This window comes from Spirosoma spitsbergense DSM 19989, assembly GCF_000374085.1.
In the GTDB taxonomy this organism is placed as follows: Bacteria; Bacteroidota; Bacteroidia; order Cytophagales; family Spirosomataceae; genus Spirosoma; species Spirosoma spitsbergense.
Genome location: NZ_KB893410.1, coordinates 1 through 16,380, shown reverse-complemented (window position 1 = coordinate 16,380; position 16,380 = coordinate 1). Strand labels below are relative to the sequence as shown.

Below are 16,380 nucleotides of genomic sequence, written 5' to 3'. Positions count from 1 at the left end.
AGGTGATGTACACGACTAATACCGTCGAAGGCTACCACCGTCAGTTGCGTAAAGTGACTAAAACGAAAGGCGCTTTTAGCTCAGACGTAGCCCTGCAAAAGTTGGTCTATTTGACGATCCAAAACCTACACACCAAGTGGGAGACGACAACCTATAACTGGAAGGAGTTGATTAACCAATTCAGTATTATCTTTGACGAACGCATTCAAGCCCATCGCTTCGACTAAACCCCGCTGACACAGTTCAGCGAGCACATCCACAGGAAGTAGGCCGCAAGGTCAGCGTTTACAGCCCAACCGGACATGTTTCCGAGTTTCACTAAAATCATAGCGATGTCGGTTTTGTTTTGGCAAATGTCTGCACTAACAAATACCCTTACATAGCTAAATCTATGCTTGTCATAGCCAAAACAGGGGCTCCGGAATAAAGCCCTGATTGTAACTGTATCGTACTGCGTTTAGCTGACAACCCTGTAAAAGGCCCTATTTTTCGCACCAGCAAAATACGTATGCTGATGAGATAAAATTTCAGTGTTATAACTCGTCGTTACTGTTATCCTGAATCAGTTCTTCCCGGATCTTATATTCTTCAATATCAATCAGGGAGAGTTGTTTCCGAATCAGTTCTTCGTCGAAGTCCGACTGGCGGTTCATTTCGCCAAGCCAGTTCCGCTGTTGCTCCAACAGATCCAGATAGGTACGCTGATAGTCTACCCGGGCATTTACCTTCGCATTTTCCGTACCGTCCAATTCCTGCCGGAGTAAGCGCAGGTCAATAGTCAGTCGCTGGTACAGGTTGGCCACGTGTTCATTGGCGGGTCGGTCTGCTTCGGTCTGCTTCTGCAAAAACTGAAGCGAAGCCTCCGTAATCTTCTGCTGAATAACAAGCTCCTGCTTCACTTCGGGAACCGCGTCATCCTCCGGCTTCACCTTTCTTATCAACCAGGGCAGCGTCAACCCCTGAAATACCAGCGTTACCAGGATGACAATGAACGTGATGAACAGAATCAGATTGCGATGGGGAAACGGCTGCCCTGCCCCAACCACCAGGGGAATGGACAGGGCAGCGGCCAGTGAAACCACACCGCGCATACCGGCCCAGCCCAGAATCAGGGGGTTGCGCCAGCCTGGATTTGCCTGAGCCACCGTGATAAACTGACTGATAAAACGGGTAAAGAGGGACGCGCCAAACGTGAAGGCCAGCCGGGTGAGCATCAGCACTACCGAGATAGCCAGGCCATAGCCAATAGCGCTCCTCAGACTGGTCTCGCCAAGTTGCCGAACAATAAAGGGTAACTGGAAACCGATGAGCAGAAAAATCAACCCGTTCAGTACGAATACCAGACTGGTCCATACGTTTATGCCCTGAATCCGGCTCTGGTAGGTCAGCATGCTCTGTCGTTTATTGGAAAGAAGCAATCCCCCACTAACCACCGCCAGTACGCCCGAAAAATGGAAGTGCTCGGCTGCATAATACATACAATAGGGCGTTACCAGGGTCAATACTATTTCGATACTGGTTGTGGTAGGTAGCCAGCGGTGAATAGCGTAAAAGAACGCGCCCACCAGCAAACCAATACCAATGCCCATGAACACGACCAGCGCAAAACCAGCGGCAGCCTGTTGCATCTGAAACTGTCCGGTCACGACCGCGGCCAGCGCGAAGCGAAGTACAATCAGGGATGATGCGTCGTTGAGCAGACTTTCGCCTTCCGCAATGCTCACCAGCGACTTCGGTACATCTACTTTCCGCATGATGGTCGTTGCCGAAATAGCATCGGGCGGAGAGATAATGCCGCCCAGCAAGAAGCCGAGTGCCAGCGTAAAACCCGGAATGAGGGCATGGGACACCAGCGCAATGACGCAGGATGTAAGGATAACGATGGGGAAGGCAAAGCTGGTAATAACCCGTCGCCAGCGCCAGAATTCTTTCCAGGATATTTGCCAGGCAGCCTCGTAGAGCAACGGAGGCAGAAAAATCAGGAAGACCAGTTCCGGGTCGATGGTAATCTCGGAAAACTCACCCGTAATGCTTATCGCCAACCCACCCAGCACCAGTACAATCGGGTAGGCCAGGCGAAGCTTGTTGGCCACCATTATCAGGGCCAGGATAATCAGGATGAGATAGATATACTCGATAAGCAGGCTTTGCATGGTGCTATTATTATCAATAAAAAACGAAAGCCCGGGCATGAGCTTTCGAATTATCTAATCTACCACCGTTCTCCTGTTATTTTCCTATGAGGCAAACTGTTGTCAGGGATTTGGCTTGTTCACGCCCAGGTTTTGACGAGCGTATCTACCGGATGATTCGATAATTTTCGCAATGAATGTAGCCAGACTTTTTCGAGAAATGACCAGGCCTTTTTCCGGTTCACCTTTTCGGGTTGTTTCATAGTCTACTACATCAACCAGAGTAAACCAGGCCGGATGCTTCCAGCACATCGACCGCTTTTTGGTACGGTTTCAAAACGGGCTTCAACGGATTAAATAAGGGTTACTGGCATTTGAAAGATAGTTTACTCTCCAATCGTAGAATGTCGATTGTTATTGACAGGGCATTCCGGGAATGCGGTGAATAATCATTCAACATTTGATGCTATACAAGCGGGTGCAGTATCCCGCCCAGCGAAGATTGAGCAGGAGCGTTACGCTGTTTGGATTCAGGTTCTTTCACCAGACTGGCCATTAACGGCAATAACTCATCGGCAATGCCAATTCCATGCTTTATCTGTATACGCGCCTTTGCCCTACGCACAAAAAAAGTCTCCAGCCAACTCAGACCTATAAGCCGGGTTCTGTCCTCCTGCCTACGACCTGTGCGGCCCGGCAGAATGGCCTATCATTTATCTGGGATGCCGGTCACCCGCCACCTCGTTCGACCTACCCGCGTCGGCATCCGGTTACCCGGAACGGAAACGAGCCGCCCCACGTCCGACGCTTATTTGGTCTTTCAGCCCCTAAGGGTTGCCGTGCCCCACTGGTCGCCCACTGGGCGGTAGGCTCTTACCCCACCGGTTCGCCCTTACCCGATCTACTGAGTGAATGGGCGAATTGTGAATGAGTAAATAGTACCGTGAGTATTATTCATTCATTCACAACTCATTCATTCACTCAGTAGATCGGGCGGTATATTTTCTGTTGCCCTGTCTGTCGAATGGCCGTTCCCCGCCATCCGCCTTCCCGTTAGGAAGTAGGGTGCTCTGCGCTGCCCGGACTTTCCTCATCCCGCCGTTGGCGGAACGCGATAAGCCAGCCTGAGTTGGTTGGAGATGGCAAAGGTACTACCGAATGACCACCGAAGAACTATGCATGCCCGTAAAATGACTACACATACGGTTTCTCAAAGACCCTCTACTTTCACGTCAATGTGCCCACGGGCGTTCACTACGGCCAGCAGGGCAGTTGGGGTCAGGTATACCTGGTCGGGTCGAATCTCGTCAATGCGGCCGTTAATGGTTACTCCTTTGGCAATCTTATTGTTCCTGAGCTGCTCCTGCAATAGTTTTTGCATGTCAGCAATCCGGGAGCCAACCGGAATGGTCAGTTCTTTTTGCAGGGTTCGGGCAAAGGTTCCTTTCAATAGCCAGCTAGCCGACCGTTGCAGCACGTTTTTGGTATCCAGATCATATTCCAGGTCTTTCAGGGAAATAGTCTGGTCATGTGGGTCATAATAAGGTCGGCCACGGAGGTAGATGTCGCCATTGACCGTGCCTTTTAGCCCGGCCTTAATAATCAGATTATCGTTCTGACCGTACATATCCATGCTGGTAATGGTGATGGAGTAACGGTTATCACTGAATGAAAACGACTTCCCGACAAATTCGTCGGCTACGAGTTTGGCCGCTTCAGGATAACTGGCTTCGCTGAGCAGGCCAATCTGAAAATCATCCTTCACCTGCGGCACCACCGTCAGGTCGGGCAGGGATACAGCGGGTAGCACAACGGGTTTACTACCCGTTGTGGTCAGCATATGCCCTTCGATACCGATGGTGGCCCGGATTACGCGCCCCTCAAATCGCAGGGGAGTAATGAGTATCCGCTTCGGAACAACCTGCAGGTACGTGCGGTACTGTTCCGACACCAGCCGTGGTTCGCGCAGCGTATTCCAGGCATTCAGCACAGGGGTACGGAGGTCAACATTCCGGCGAACCTGCTGGTCGATGGTTTTGGTAATGCTCCCCAGGTTCTTATCAATCAACCCGCTCACAATGTTTGTTACCGGAATCGAGAAGCCAACAAAACTCACCGTCGGCCGACGCACCCAACTGTAGCCGTCGGCCTGGGTCTGGGTGTTGACGGACCAGTCGCGGTCGAGGCCAAGACTGGTTTTGAACCGTAAATCAATTTCGAACTCCGTTTCTTTATACTGCGTAAACCCCAGCACCGATATACCCGCTTTAGCCCATATCTTCAGGGGGACCGTGAAGTGAAGCAGGCTATCCTGAGCCGTAACGAGCAGGTTACTGCGTTTCCAGACCTTTACCATGAACTGGTCATCATCGAGCCGGTTATCTTCATAAATAAGCCCGTTTACCTGTGTGTTGATTTGCCGCTCCACATCGCTCATGGCAATGGAAACGGGAACATGAACGGTGGATAAAAAGCGTTCGTTACGAACTTCCATTTCGGTAGTACTATAGGATTCTTTGGGGGCTTTGGTGTCTAAACGGTCACCTGACGGCTGACAGGCAAAGACGAAGAAACACAATGCGGCAGAACACCGGCGCATCAGGCTGTACACGGCTGCCGGGCCAGGGCCACTATTTAATTGTAACCTTCGTGGCACCATAGCCAAACTTCTGTTTCTGAGCGTCTTCAAAGAATTTAACGTTCGGGTGGTGCCCCAGTCGCCGGTGTAACTCCGACCGCAGGGCACCACTACCAATACCGTGAATAAAGGTTACGTCGCTCATACCGCTGGCAATGGCGTTTTCGAGTGACCGCTCAAAGGTATCGAGCTGGAGTTTTAACAGGTCTGCCGATGTGCGATTGCCGGGGCCGCTGGGCAACAGTTCTTCAATGTGCAAATCGACAACGGAGGTTGGCCGCTCGATTGAAACACCCATCGGGCCGGATTTGGGCTTGAGCATCTCCGCCTTTAGTTCATCGGGACGAATCGTGGTCATCCTCGACTGGGCGGACGTAGCACTCGCAGCCTGCTGTTGACTGCTACCGGCACCAGGCTTACCAGGCACATTGGTGTCCTCATCGAGTTGCGTCTGAAAACCGGGTTGGTTGAGTACCGGCAGCGTCGTTTTCTGCTTAAAAAATGTGGTAGCCCGGGCCTTGAAACGCTTTATCAGCGGTGGTCGTAACGATGATTTACCCGCCCGGAACCATAGCCCCTGCACCACAAAGGTCGGCCAGTCCTCAAACTGAGCGTGCGCATACAGGTCGTTCATTTTCTGTTGCGACTTAGGTTTCAGCAGACCGCTGTGCAATCCCCGAAACTGGACGCCCCCTCCCGGTGCGGCCGACTCCTCACCCAGCGCATACGCAAACTCCCAATCTGTATTATTGATGAGATGCAGCGTATACTCCCGGTCATTGACGGGTACAAACGCCAGGTAGATCCCCTGATTCGAAAGAATAGCGGGGGCCGACGGAGCAACCGTTTTCTGGGGGGCGTAGGTGTTGGTTTTGAGCAGTCGCTCGGATTCGAGGGGTGAAACGGACACTAATTCCGAGCGCATTACCGGAATACGAAATCCATCTTCAATTTCGATTTCAATCATGGTGTCGGATAAAAACCGCGACACAACACCCTGTTCTTTCGCCCGTAACAACCGGACTTTATCGCCAATATTCATAGTAGTCAGTCAGTTAGTGAATTAGGGAGTGGTTGTTTGTAACGACTCCCCAAAAGTATAACCGCTGAACGTAAAAAAAGCTTCCGGCCGGGGCCAAAATGATGAATGATGAATGATTTTATAATCATTCATCATTCATTCTTACTGCCTGGTTACTTTACTGGCACCCGATGTTTCGGAATCCAGCGAGTTTACCTGGCCAAAATCAGCGCGGCTGGCGCCACCCGCATCGACCGATGCATTCTCCACCCGCATGTTAACCGCTTCAATCTTGCTGGCTCCACCCAGGTCGGCTTCCAACTGGCGGGCGTGCCCCCGCAGGTTGATGTTCGACGCACCCGATAATTCGATGTTCAGTTTGTCGACATCCCCATCGAAGACGGTTCGGCAGGCACCACTCATGTCGATAGTCAACTCATCGTACTTGTCGAAACCGGCCAGACTGGCTTTCGATGCGCCGGACAGTTTCAATTCGTTGATTTTGGGAACGGTAATGGTCAGGCCAACGCGTTTGCGGTTACCCCAGTCGAACAAACCACCCCGACGGTCGATTTTCACTTCGAGCGTGTTGCCGTTTACCCGAACGTCCATATCGCTCATATCTTCCTCCCGACCATCGGCCACCACGTTGAACGTGTCGCCCTTGCGGAAACGTATCACAAAAGCTCCCGACACGTCTACCTTCGAGAAATCGGTGACGTTGAACTGACGGGTGTGGTCGCTGACCCGGTCGAAATCGTCACCAAGTTCATTGGATACGGCACTTTGCACCTCGTCGGTCAGGTCGGTCACGTCATTATCTTCATCACTGTTGCTACGGTCTTTTTCGCGGGGGTAGTTGATGCAAACCAGCCCATCTACTTTCGTAAATTTCCAGAGGCTGGTACTCATCCGGTCAATTTCTTTCCCACCGAACTCATTCCGAATAAACCGGGCAAACTCCTCCGTCATCCGGAATGGTTTTTCGTACGGTATCAGCAGGTCCATATCCAGGTCCTGCGCCCGAAAATGAGCATCGGGTGTCAGTTCCATCGTTTCATCGAACCGAACCGTCGAGTCTTTTACGGTATACACGTACTTTATCTGGCGAGCGTTCTCCTGCGCTTCGGCCCGGTTGTGGCCCTGGGCCCGGAAATATTGGACAAGGTTCAGCGTTGTGCCATCGTAGCCTTTCAGGTCAATGGATGGCCGCCAGTTGTCATCGTTCTCCACGTTGTTCATGGCAAAGGTGGGCACGGCTGCCGGCACGTTCAGCACCTTCGTTTCCTCCACCGTACCCCGGCGCTGGAAACTACCGATGAGTGGCGTAACGGTTCCCCCAAACACGACCAGACTCACAAGCCATACCCCACCCAGCGTAAGGGCCGTACGGCTGCTCAGTACATTCCGCATCGTGATGAGCATAACCCCCAGAATAGCCAGGCCAAACGCGGGGATAAAACCCGTCAGAAAGGCCGACAGCATCATAGGCGCCGAGATGTCATCCCGAATCATGCCGATGGGCAGGTCACCAAAATGTGCGCCCGACTCGAAGCCAATGAAAGCACCCAGAACGGCCAGACAAGCCACCATCAGCGCAAAGGCAACCACCAGTAGCATGACACCCGCAAAAACCCGGATTACGGCCACAACGCCATTCAGCAACGGCCCCAACGCACTCCCAAGCCCACCTATAACGGTAGCAATAGCCCGGAAGGGGAACAGCAAAATACGGGTCAGCGTGTTTTCGCTGTTTGGATGGTCGTTGATGTTCAGATTCTGCTTAATGCTTTGCTCAATGTTCGAAAGCGTGATGGGTTGCCCCTGCATTTCCATTTTCTCGGTTAGGGTGTTGGCCTGGGGAGCAATCATCCAGAGGACGATATAGAGCAGAAAGCCCACGCCAAAAAAGACAATCCCCAGCACAAACAGTAATCGGATTATGCCCCTATCGACCCCAAAATAAGCCGCGATACCGGATGCAACGCCACCCAGGACTTTGTCTTCCGGGTTACGAAAAAACTTTTTTACGGTTTTATCATCTTCAATAGTCATCACGCCGGGCAGGGCAATCCACATAGCAATGTAAACGATAAACGTAAAGCCCGACACACTAGCTCCAAACTCATGACCAAGCGGGGGAAGTGCCAGAAACAGGCCCAGGAAAATGAGCCGCACCCATACAACGTCCATATTGAAGTAATGTGCCAGTCCGGCGCACACGCCCCCGAGCGTTTTCCGGCGCAAATCGCGAACTAGTCGACGTGGCTCCAGCGAAGGGTTGGGCGCATAGGGCGTGGGGTTACCGGTTACATTTCCGCTGGCTTTACCCTGCGCTCCAGTTCCTGCACCCGATGCGGAATAGCGTCCGCCATTCGTTACCAGCACTTCCTCTTCCTCAACGGCTTCAAAATCGGCTACGGTACCCATGGCGGCCGTTAGTTCATTCACATCATCAAGGGAAACAACCTGTTTTTCGGCTGCTTTCAGTTTGGCCAGGAGTTTTTCGGCAATGCGGTTTTCAATGTCCGTAACAATTTCCTGACTGTCTTCGTAGGTCGAGAAATACTGCTGCACGGTAGTCAGGTAATTTCTCAGTTTGTCGTAGCCATCTTCTTCGATGTGGAAAATGACGCCACTGATATTGATACTTATGGTCTTTTTCATTGTGGTCCGACGATTCGGTTGAAGGAAGAGAATAGGTTAAGCGTTGGCTGGTGGTGTTGTGGCATCGGGTGAAGGCGAAACAGACACAGCGCCGTTGGCCATTTTGGTATGCTTATCTAACTTGTTGATAATCGTATTGACCGATTCGGCCAGTTCCTGCCAGGTTTCGTTCAGCGATTCCAGGGAGTTTTGCCCCAGATCGGTCAGGATGTAGTACTTGCGTGGTGGCCCGGAGGTGGACTCTACCCATTTATAATCGAGGAGACCGGCATTTTTCAATCGGGTTAGCAGCGGGTACAATGTACCCTCCACAACCATAATTCGGGCGGAGGTCAGCTCGTCGAGCATATCGGAGGCATAAATTTCGCCCCGCGATATGATGTGCAGAATGCAGAACTCCAGAATGCCTTTCCGCATTTGCACCTGGGCGTTTTCGATATTCATTGGTGTACAGAGAATTTCGTGAATTTCATAAGACAAATGTACAGTAAGGTACTATGTGATGCAAGGTACTTTGCCGATAAATATAAAAATTGAGGACAAATGGTCAAAAAAAGCGGTGAATGGTAATAAATGAACCAGGAACATAGAAACCGATAGCCTAGTCTGCTACGATAGTCTTTCATCTGAATCACCATCACCGACTAAACTGACTCCTGGCAGTGCCTGAAAATAGACCAGATGAGCAATTTATTAACCTGGGTTAGTTTGCCTGATTTAAACCAGGCGGCTTTTTTTCGTTTCTTTGTACCTTCCAATAGCTATCAATTTCGTGAGAATAGGCATTTTTTTTGGTGGACCAGCGCGGGAACGCGAAGTATCATTTGCAGGAGGTCGTACGGCGTTGGCCAACCTCGACAAGGGTTTGTTCGAGCCAGTCCTGGTTTTTGTTGACGGGCGGGGACGATTCCGGCTCGTTACTCCCGATTTTCTACAGGTGAATTCACTACGCGACATACTGCCACAGGATGATTCCGGTTTTTCCGTGTACGACGAGTCGCTGGAGGAAGGGGTTCTGGATGCAACGCTGCCTGAACTCCGGCCCGAACACTTTCGGAATCACTTCGATCTGGCTTTTCTGGCGATGCATGGCCCCGACTGCGAAGATGGGGCTATTCAGGGATTGCTGGAATGGTATAAGATGCCTTATACCGGGCCGGGACTGGCCGGGTCGGCGGTGGGGATTAACAAAATCCTGCAAAATGAACTAATTGCGCTGGCCAATGGGCAACAGAAGAAAACGGCAACCATCAGCCGTGATGCTTATGAACAGACAGATAAGGCGCAGTTTTTCCAGTCTCTCACGGAGCATCTGGGCTTACCTATTGTGGTAAAAGCACCGCACCAGGGGTCTTCCATCGGCGTAGCCATTGTGCGGGAAGCCGACTTAAATCAGTTTTGCCAGTCTGTTGAGCAGTGTTTTTTCACCACAACTATCCAACCTGATGGCTGGAGCCAACTGAGTGAGTGGACTACCCTATCAGCCGAACACAAGCATGAATTGGCGCAAAAGATGGTTAGTCTTGATTCCGGCATTAGTTTCCCGGTCGTTATTGAACAAACCGGTGAGGTGCTTACTCATCCAAAGGAGTTGCTCGAAAAGTTCGATTCTTTACTCGAGTCGTTCGGTCACTCGCTGACGATCAGTTCTGTCAATGCCGAGGACGAAGTACTCTTTGAAGAATTCATTAGTGGGCAGGAGTTTTCCTGTGGCGTTATTCAGGACGACGACCAGATTGCCATTGCGTTACCCCCAACGGAAATTTATAACGTAACCAGTTTCGATTTCAACTCGAAGTACAAACTCAATACGACAAAAAAGCGAATTCCAGTGGGAACGAGTTTGGAGAATAACCGTAAAATTCAACTGGCCGTGGCTGAGGTTTTCACCCGCCTGGGAATCAACGTATACGCCCGAATTGATGGGTTTCTGACCGCAGCGGGTGATGTGCTCTTACACGACCCGAACACAATTCCGGGCATGTCGCCTTCGTCCCTGATTTTTAAGCAGATGGCCGAAATTGGCCTGAACCTGACCAATTCACTCACCTACCTCATCCGGCAATCGCTCCGCGAACGGATACGCACGGGCAAAGACACCTTTCGGCTGAAACATATGCTGGCTGAACTGGATGCTCAATTAGCCCATCGAAAAGCGAATCCGTTGCCAGAACGGGTTATTTCGTTCGGAAATGATGATGCGCATTTCATGGCAGCTAAACAACAGTACAACGAACTGGCGGCATCAGGTACGGTTCGTCCGTCACTGATGTACATCAAGAGTAAACAGGAATCGCACGAAATTCCCGTAAATCTGCTTTTCAAAGATACCATTGCCGATCTGGAAACTGCGCTGACCCAGCCGCGCTACCCCCTGCTGGTTGAAACCGATGAGCGTGCCCGGCATATTACGGAACGCTACGTATAGACAATGATGAATGATGAATTGGCTGACTCATCATTCATCATTCATCATTTATAAGAAAACCGGCATGCCTGTCCGAACGGATTCATCGCAGGCGAAAGCGATTTCCAAACTGCTTACAGCATCCTGCATGTGGTCCGTCAGGTCCAGGTTTTCCCGGATAGCGCGGAGAAAATAGCGTTGCTCGCGGTTGCAAAGCTCCTGATGGTCTGGCTCATCCTGCATGTCAATCCAGGTATCGGTTTCTACAAACTGGTCATTGGCATCCAGCGCAGCCCGGTGTACTCGTAAGGATTCTGTTTTGGTATGCGAATCAACATTATCGGATTTTCCGGCAGCCCCGGCATTTTTGGCAACAATCGACACGCAGCCATCCGGCCCAATAACATCCTTGACGAAGAAAGCGGTTTCGCTCATCATGGGTCCCCAACCAGCTTCATACCAGCCTACAGACCCGTCTTCGAACCGAATCTGTAATTGACCATAGTTGTAGTTAGAAGCAGGAATATCGTTGGTCAGTCGGGCGCCAATCGCATTCACCTGGGTTGGTTTTGACCGGGTCATCTGGCACATAACGTCGATGTAATGCACCCCACAGTCGACAATAGGGCTCAGGCTTTTCATCAGATTCCGGTGAACGGTCCACATCGTGCCATGACTCTGCTGATTGAGATTCATGCGCATTACCAGTGGTTTTCCTAATCCCTGCGCCAGCTCAACAAACTTCTCCCAGGATGGATGATGGCGTAGAATATACCCTACAACCAGCTTTTTCCCGGCTTTTTGTGCTGCAGCCATCACCCGCTTTGCCCCTTCGACCGTATCGGCAATGGGTTTTTCCATAAATACATGACAGCCTTGCTCAAAGGCCATCAGGGCGAACGATTCGTGTGTATCGGGATAGGTGGAGATACAAACGGCATCCGGCCTGGTGTCGTTCAGAGCCGTTTCGTAATCGTTGTATAAGGGATAGCCACCGCCCAACCTTTCATTTAGAACAACCTTGCTGTTCCCTGTTGATACAATGCCACAAATCTCAAATCCGTCGATTAGTTGATAGGCTATAGCGTGTGATGCACCCATATTGCCGCATCCAACGACAAGCACCCGTATAGGTTGATTTTCTGATAACATACTAGCTGATTTGTTAAGCTGGGGCAAAAATACGACACAGAGCGTATGCCCTCCATGAGTAGCCGATAGAAAAAGAGCTTTTATCCAGCCTTCTTTATTGTTTTCCTGGCCTCCTTTATATCATCGTGGTCCGGCGTAGGTACTTCTGTTTTCGGCTTCATTTTCGACCCTGTGTACGTGAGAGATGTAAATATGGGAAAATGATCAGACCCAAAATCAGCGAGACGACGAATCTCCTGTATCTGGAAATCCTGGGATACGAATATATGGTCTAACGGCCAGCGCATGAAAAAGTAATCAGCGTTGTATGTATTATAAAGCCCCCTCCCGATGCGTGGATCGAGTAGGCCGCTGATACGCTGGAACAGGCGGGTTGTATGCGACCAGGCTACGTCATTCAGGTCACCTGCCACCAGCACAGGCCCCTGCTGTTCCCGGGCTTCTTTAGCAACCAGTAATAGTTCGGCGTCGCGCTCCGTTGAGCGATAGTGCTCTGTTGGGCTTGGAGGCATTGGATGAACACCGTAAAAGTGTACGAGTTGCCCTGATGGCAGTTCGAGTTGGGCGTACATGGAAGGAATGTCCTTCTGAATCAGAAAACGCACTTCCTGCTTTTTGATTGGCAGACGGGAATACAGCAGCATTCCATAGGTGTTATCGAGAGGATATAGAATGCGATGGGGATAGCTACTTTCCAACGACTTTAACCCCTTTTCCCAATGCTGGTCTGGTTCAAGCAGCAGTACGATGTCCGGCTCATACTGGTCAACCATGGATACAATCTCACCAACCTGCTCATTATCCATCAACACATTCGCAACCAGCAATTTGATGGTATTCTCCTTAACAGCGCCACTGTCACTTTGATTGGATAGCGATGCTAACTGCTTTTGAGCCAGGGGCGTAAATGGATAAATCAGCCAACACTGATAAACCAAACATGTAAATAAACCTATCGGTACCACAATCATTGGCCACCCCGATTCTCTGCTCAAAAGCCCCCAGCTCACCAATCCAGTCAATGCCAGTACGGACAGTTGCAGGTGAGGAAAATCCCAGATTCGTATCCACCAGTAGTCCAGCCCAAGAAGGTTGACAAATGACAACACAATCAGTATGCCGGCATAAATAAGTAAAAAAAGGTCTACAGTTTTCATAACTTGTTTCGAATAAGACTGAATGGAAGTCCCACCGACTGGATTTCTCCCGTTCAATTCGTCCAAGGAGTGATATGGCTTACTTATTAAGCACCAGAAGGAGGGTAGTGTTCAAAAAAAGCCCAGATTCAGATCTGGGCTTCGAAACATATACCTATTTAGCTGGACAATTACGACAGTATATCCTTGAATTCTTCCTGCTCTATAAACGGCTGACTCCGTAAACGCTTACCGGTAGCTTTAAAAATAGCATTGGCAATGGCAGCTCCGGCGGGTGGTAAAGACGGCTCACCCAGGCCGGTTGGCTCAATCTCGTTTTGAACAAAATGCACCTCTACTTCCGGGATTTCGTTTAGGCGAATAAGTCGGTACTCATTGAAGTTTTTCTGTTGCGGCACGCCATCTTTAAAGGTAATTTGGCCGTACATGGCGTGGCCAATGCCATCAACTACGCATCCGCGTACCTGTTGTTGTGAACCACTCTGGTTAATAATCACGCCACAATCGGCGGCTGAGTACACTTTCTGCAACACAGGTTTACCTTTCTGCATAACGGCTTCCCCTACCTGTGCTACATACGACCGGTGCGAGAAGTAAACACTGAATCCCTGCGCCACCGGTTTACCATCGGCACCTCTTTTCTTACCCCAGCCCGATTTTTCAACGGCAAGATCAATGACACCCTTCATGCGGTCAATATCATATTTGATCGCTCCAACGGGCTTTTGTTTGGCTTTATCTAGTAATTCCAGTCGAAACTGAACGGGGTCTTTACCGGCCGCCTGAGCGACTTCGTCCAGAAAAGACTGTTCGGCAAATGCCAGAAAGTTGGTGATCGGCGCACGCCATGGCCCAGTTGTAATGGGTGATTTATGGTCGGCACTGTCAATCAGTAAATTATCAACAGATCCGGCAGGGAAGTTGTCCTCCCGCGTGGCATTACCGGCGTTAACACTGGCACCACGCAGTTTGTAACCAATCATATTCCCCTGGGCATCGAGTGCTGCTTCAAATCGATAGCGAACCGCCGGACGATAGCTTCCACCCGTCATGTCATCTTCGCGGGTCCAGATGAGTTTTACTGGGGCCTTCATCATCTTGGACACCTGCACTGCTTCCACCACATAATCGGCTTTCAAACGACGACCAAAACCGCCCCCCATGCGGGTAAGCTGTACGGTTACTTTGTCAGGTGAGATACCCAGCAATTTAGCGGTTTCGTTACGCGCCAGTTCCGGTGTTTGGGTTGGGCCAACCAGTTCAACCCCGTCAGGACGAACGTGGGCGAAGAAATTCATTGGCTCCAGGGGAGTATGCGACAGGAATGGACACTGATATTCGGACTTAACCACTTTTGCGGCACTTTTAAAGGCTGCTTCCACATCGCCATCTTTCCGCCGGACAGTTGCGTTAGTACTGTCCAGTAATTCTTTTAAGATACGATCATGATCAGCAGAACTTTCCAGCGTGTCCGCCTTCTCCCACTCTATTTTGAGCGCATCCTTCGCCTTTTTCACCTGCCATGTCGATTTCCCGACAACGGCTATGTTATTATCAAACGTTACAACATCAATAATACCCGACATCGCTTTGGCAGCCGCTGAATCTACAGATTTCAATTTGTAGCCAAAAGCGGGCCGTTGCAACATGGCAAACAGCATGCCCTCCCGATAAAAATCCAGACCAAACAGCGGCTTTCCCGTTGTAATTTTCGGATTGTCAACATTCCTGATCGACGTACCAATCAGTTTGAAATCCTTTATTTCTTTCAGTTTAACGTTCGTTGGAACAGCCAGTTGAGAAGCGTCCGTAGCCAGTTCGCCATAGCTCAGTTTGCGGTTATCACCCGAATGCAACACAAACCCTTTGTCGGTTGTACAGTCGGATACCGGAACATTCCAGCGTTTGGCGGCTGCCTCCATCAGCATCTGACGAGCCGTGGCACCAGCCGTCCTCAATCGTTTCCAGGAATGCGGAATAGAACCGCTTCCACCGGCAACCTGACGCTCGAACTTCTTTGTATCCAGAGGTGCCTGTTCAACAACGATCTTAGTCCAGTCTGCGTCTAACTCCTCGGCAACAACTATAGGGAACGCCGTTTTAATCCCCTGTCCCACTTCAGGATTGGGTGATAGAATGGTAATGACACCTTGCGGATTTATGGACAGATAGCTGTTAAATTCGGCACCAGAAAGGGCCGCTACATCCGCATCAGAAAGCGCGGTGGCCGCCTGCGTCTTCGTCCAGTTAAAACCCAATACCAAGCCTCCACTCGTTAGAGCGGCTATTTTCAGAAAACCTCTTCGGTTCGTATTTTCTAACGTCTGCATAACTATTTCGATTTTGACGTTTTAGAGGATGGAGTTGTTGACGTTTGTGACGCTACCATCACCGCTTCCCGAATCCGATGATAGGTACCACACCGGCACAGATTACCCGTCATTGTTTCATCAATTTCGGCCTGTGTTGGCTTCGGATTCTTTTTGAGCAGAGCGGCTGCTGTCATGATCTGACCAGCTTGACAATACCCACACTGCGGTACGTCCACTTTATCCCAGGCCCGCTGAACGGGGTGATTACCCTCTACTGACAATCCTTCGATTGTTGTTACTTTTGACTTACCGACAGCCGACACCGGTAAAACGCAGGAGCGAGTGGCCTCTCCATTCAAATGAACAGTACAGGCTCCGCATTGCGCGATACCACAACCGTATTTAGTACCAACTAATCCAAGATTATCGCGAAGTACCCACAGAAGCGGGGTATCAGAGTCCACGTCGGCCTGATAAGCCCGACCGTTGATTTGTAGTTTAAATACAGCCATTGATGTATGTGATTGACTAAGAGAAAGCTAATATAGGAAAAAGGAGGTTTTATACAGTTTCTTACTTATAAAACTTACCCTTTAAAAACGGTTAAGGCCTGTCCACAACTGTGAACAGGCCTTAACTCTTGTTTCAATGGTGGCACCTTCCTACTCTCCCACCTGTGACAGCAGTACCATCGGCAGTACGGGGCTTAACGGCTCTGTTCGATAAGGTAGAGGTGTTCACCCGCCTAAAAAGCACCAACCAATTGACTCGTTAGACTGATTCAGCTTATTACGCCTGCTCAGTCAATATCTTTGTTTCTTGCCCCGCAGAGAGAGATATCAATAACCAACAAACTAATCACTATCACAACACAACCAGCACTAAAAACATAAC

Annotated in this window: 11 protein-coding genes, 1 rRNA gene and 1 other RNA gene; 2 read left to right on the top strand and 11 right to left on the bottom strand. The window is 50.3% G+C overall.

The window, feature by feature from the left end; all coding sequences use genetic code 11:
* A partial coding sequence (locus B157_RS38845; RefSeq protein WP_020602175.1) for a transposase occupies window positions 1-227 on the top strand: 227 nt, incomplete at its 5' end.
* 306 nt (window positions 228-533) lie between these two features.
* Here B157_RS38845 and B157_RS0104450 read toward each other — a convergent pair.
* From B157_RS0104450 to B157_RS0104420, 6 genes are all read right to left on the bottom strand, one after another.
* Window positions 534-2,153 carry a Na+/H+ antiporter gene (locus tag B157_RS0104450; protein ID WP_041951894.1) on the bottom strand — a complete coding sequence of 540 codons (1,620 nt, stop codon included), beginning with the start codon at window positions 2,151-2,153 and terminating at the stop codon, window positions 534-536.
* A gap of 617 nt (window positions 2,154-2,770) precedes the next feature.
* An RNA gene (gene rnpB / locus B157_RS36675) (RNase P RNA component class A) lies at window positions 2,771-3,263 on the bottom strand.
* 79 nt (window positions 3,264-3,342) lie between these two features.
* Window positions 3,343-4,791: a DUF4403 family protein gene (locus B157_RS0104440; RefSeq protein WP_245565023.1), complete on the bottom strand. Its 1,449-nt coding sequence runs from the start codon at window positions 4,789-4,791 to the stop codon at window positions 3,343-3,345.
* Window positions 4,763-5,812 carry a Smr/MutS family protein gene (locus tag B157_RS0104435; RefSeq protein WP_020602171.1) on the bottom strand — a complete coding sequence of 350 codons (1,050 nt, stop codon included), beginning with the start codon at window positions 5,810-5,812 and terminating at the stop codon, window positions 4,763-4,765. The genes B157_RS0104440 and B157_RS0104435 overlap by 29 nt, the downstream gene beginning before the upstream one ends.
* A gap of 141 nt (window positions 5,813-5,953) precedes the next feature.
* Window positions 5,954-8,458 carry a PspC domain-containing protein gene (locus B157_RS0104425; RefSeq protein ID WP_020602169.1) on the bottom strand — a complete coding sequence of 835 codons (2,505 nt, stop codon included), beginning with the start codon at window positions 8,456-8,458 and terminating at the stop codon, window positions 5,954-5,956.
* Window positions 8,459-8,494: 36 nt separating this feature from the next.
* Window positions 8,495-8,902, bottom strand: a complete 408-nt coding sequence (locus tag B157_RS0104420; RefSeq protein ID WP_020602168.1) for a PadR family transcriptional regulator — start codon at window positions 8,900-8,902, stop codon at window positions 8,495-8,497.
* Between the two features lie 328 nt (window positions 8,903-9,230).
* On the opposite strand from B157_RS0104420, the gene B157_RS0104415 reads away from it, so the two are divergent.
* Window positions 9,231-10,886 (top strand): D-alanine--D-alanine ligase family protein, encoded by a 1,656-nt coding sequence (locus B157_RS0104415; protein ID WP_026308489.1) that lies wholly within the window; start codon window positions 9,231-9,233, stop codon window positions 10,884-10,886.
* 48 nt (window positions 10,887-10,934) lie between these two features.
* Here B157_RS0104415 and B157_RS0104410 read toward each other — a convergent pair whose 3' ends face one another.
* The 5 genes from B157_RS0104410 to rrf all read right to left on the bottom strand — a co-directional run bounded on the left by B157_RS0104410 (window position 10,935) and on the right by rrf (window position 16,246).
* Complete coding sequence (locus B157_RS0104410) at window positions 10,935-12,017, bottom strand: Gfo/Idh/MocA family protein (RefSeq protein WP_084761757.1); 1,083 nt, start codon at window positions 12,015-12,017, stop codon at window positions 10,935-10,937.
* A gap of 80 nt (window positions 12,018-12,097) precedes the next feature.
* Window positions 12,098-13,174, bottom strand: coding sequence for an endonuclease/exonuclease/phosphatase family protein (locus tag B157_RS0104405; protein WP_020602165.1), 1,077 nt, complete (start codon window positions 13,172-13,174; stop codon window positions 12,098-12,100).
* Window positions 13,175-13,344: 170 nt separating this feature from the next.
* The gene (locus tag B157_RS0104400) at window positions 13,345-15,504 is read right to left on the bottom strand and encodes a xanthine dehydrogenase family protein molybdopterin-binding subunit (protein WP_020602164.1); all 2,160 of its coding nucleotides are present in this window, start codon (window positions 15,502-15,504) and stop codon (window positions 13,345-13,347) included.
* 2 nt (window positions 15,505-15,506) lie between these two features.
* A complete protein-coding gene (locus B157_RS0104395) occupies window positions 15,507-15,998 on the bottom strand; it encodes a (2Fe-2S)-binding protein (RefSeq protein WP_020602163.1) in 492 nt (163 codons plus the stop codon).
* Window positions 15,999-16,135: 137 nt separating this feature from the next.
* Window positions 16,136-16,246 (bottom strand): 5S ribosomal RNA (rrf, locus tag B157_RS0104390).
* Window positions 16,247-16,380 lie beyond the last annotated feature (134 nt).

Bases quoted from the DNA above. Each gene is read 5' to 3' on its own strand.
- B157_RS0104450 (WP_041951894.1), bottom strand. From the start codon at position 2,153: ATGCAAAGCCTGCTTATCGAGTATATCTATCTCATCCTGATTATCCTG.
- B157_RS0104440 (WP_245565023.1), bottom strand. From the start codon at position 4,791: ATGGTGCCACGAAGGTTACAATTAAATAGTGGCCCTGGCCCGGCAGCC.
- B157_RS0104435 (WP_020602171.1), bottom strand. From the start codon at position 5,812: ATGAATATTGGCGATAAAGTCCGGTTGTTACGGGCGAAAGAACAGGGT.
- B157_RS0104425 (WP_020602169.1), bottom strand. From the start codon at position 8,458: ATGAAAAAGACCATAAGTATCAATATCAGTGGCGTCATTTTCCACATC.
- B157_RS0104420 (WP_020602168.1), bottom strand. From the start codon at position 8,902: ATGAATATCGAAAACGCCCAGGTGCAAATGCGGAAAGGCATTCTGGAG.
- B157_RS0104410 (WP_084761757.1), bottom strand. From the start codon at position 12,017: ATGTTATCAGAAAATCAACCTATACGGGTGCTTGTCGTTGGATGCGGC.
- B157_RS0104405 (WP_020602165.1), bottom strand. From the start codon at position 13,174: ATGAAAACTGTAGACCTTTTTTTACTTATTTATGCCGGCATACTGATT.
- B157_RS0104400 (WP_020602164.1), bottom strand. From the start codon at position 15,504: ATGCAGACGTTAGAAAATACGAACCGAAGAGGTTTTCTGAAAATAGCC.
- B157_RS0104395 (WP_020602163.1), bottom strand. From the start codon at position 15,998: ATGGCTGTATTTAAACTACAAATCAACGGTCGGGCTTATCAGGCCGAC.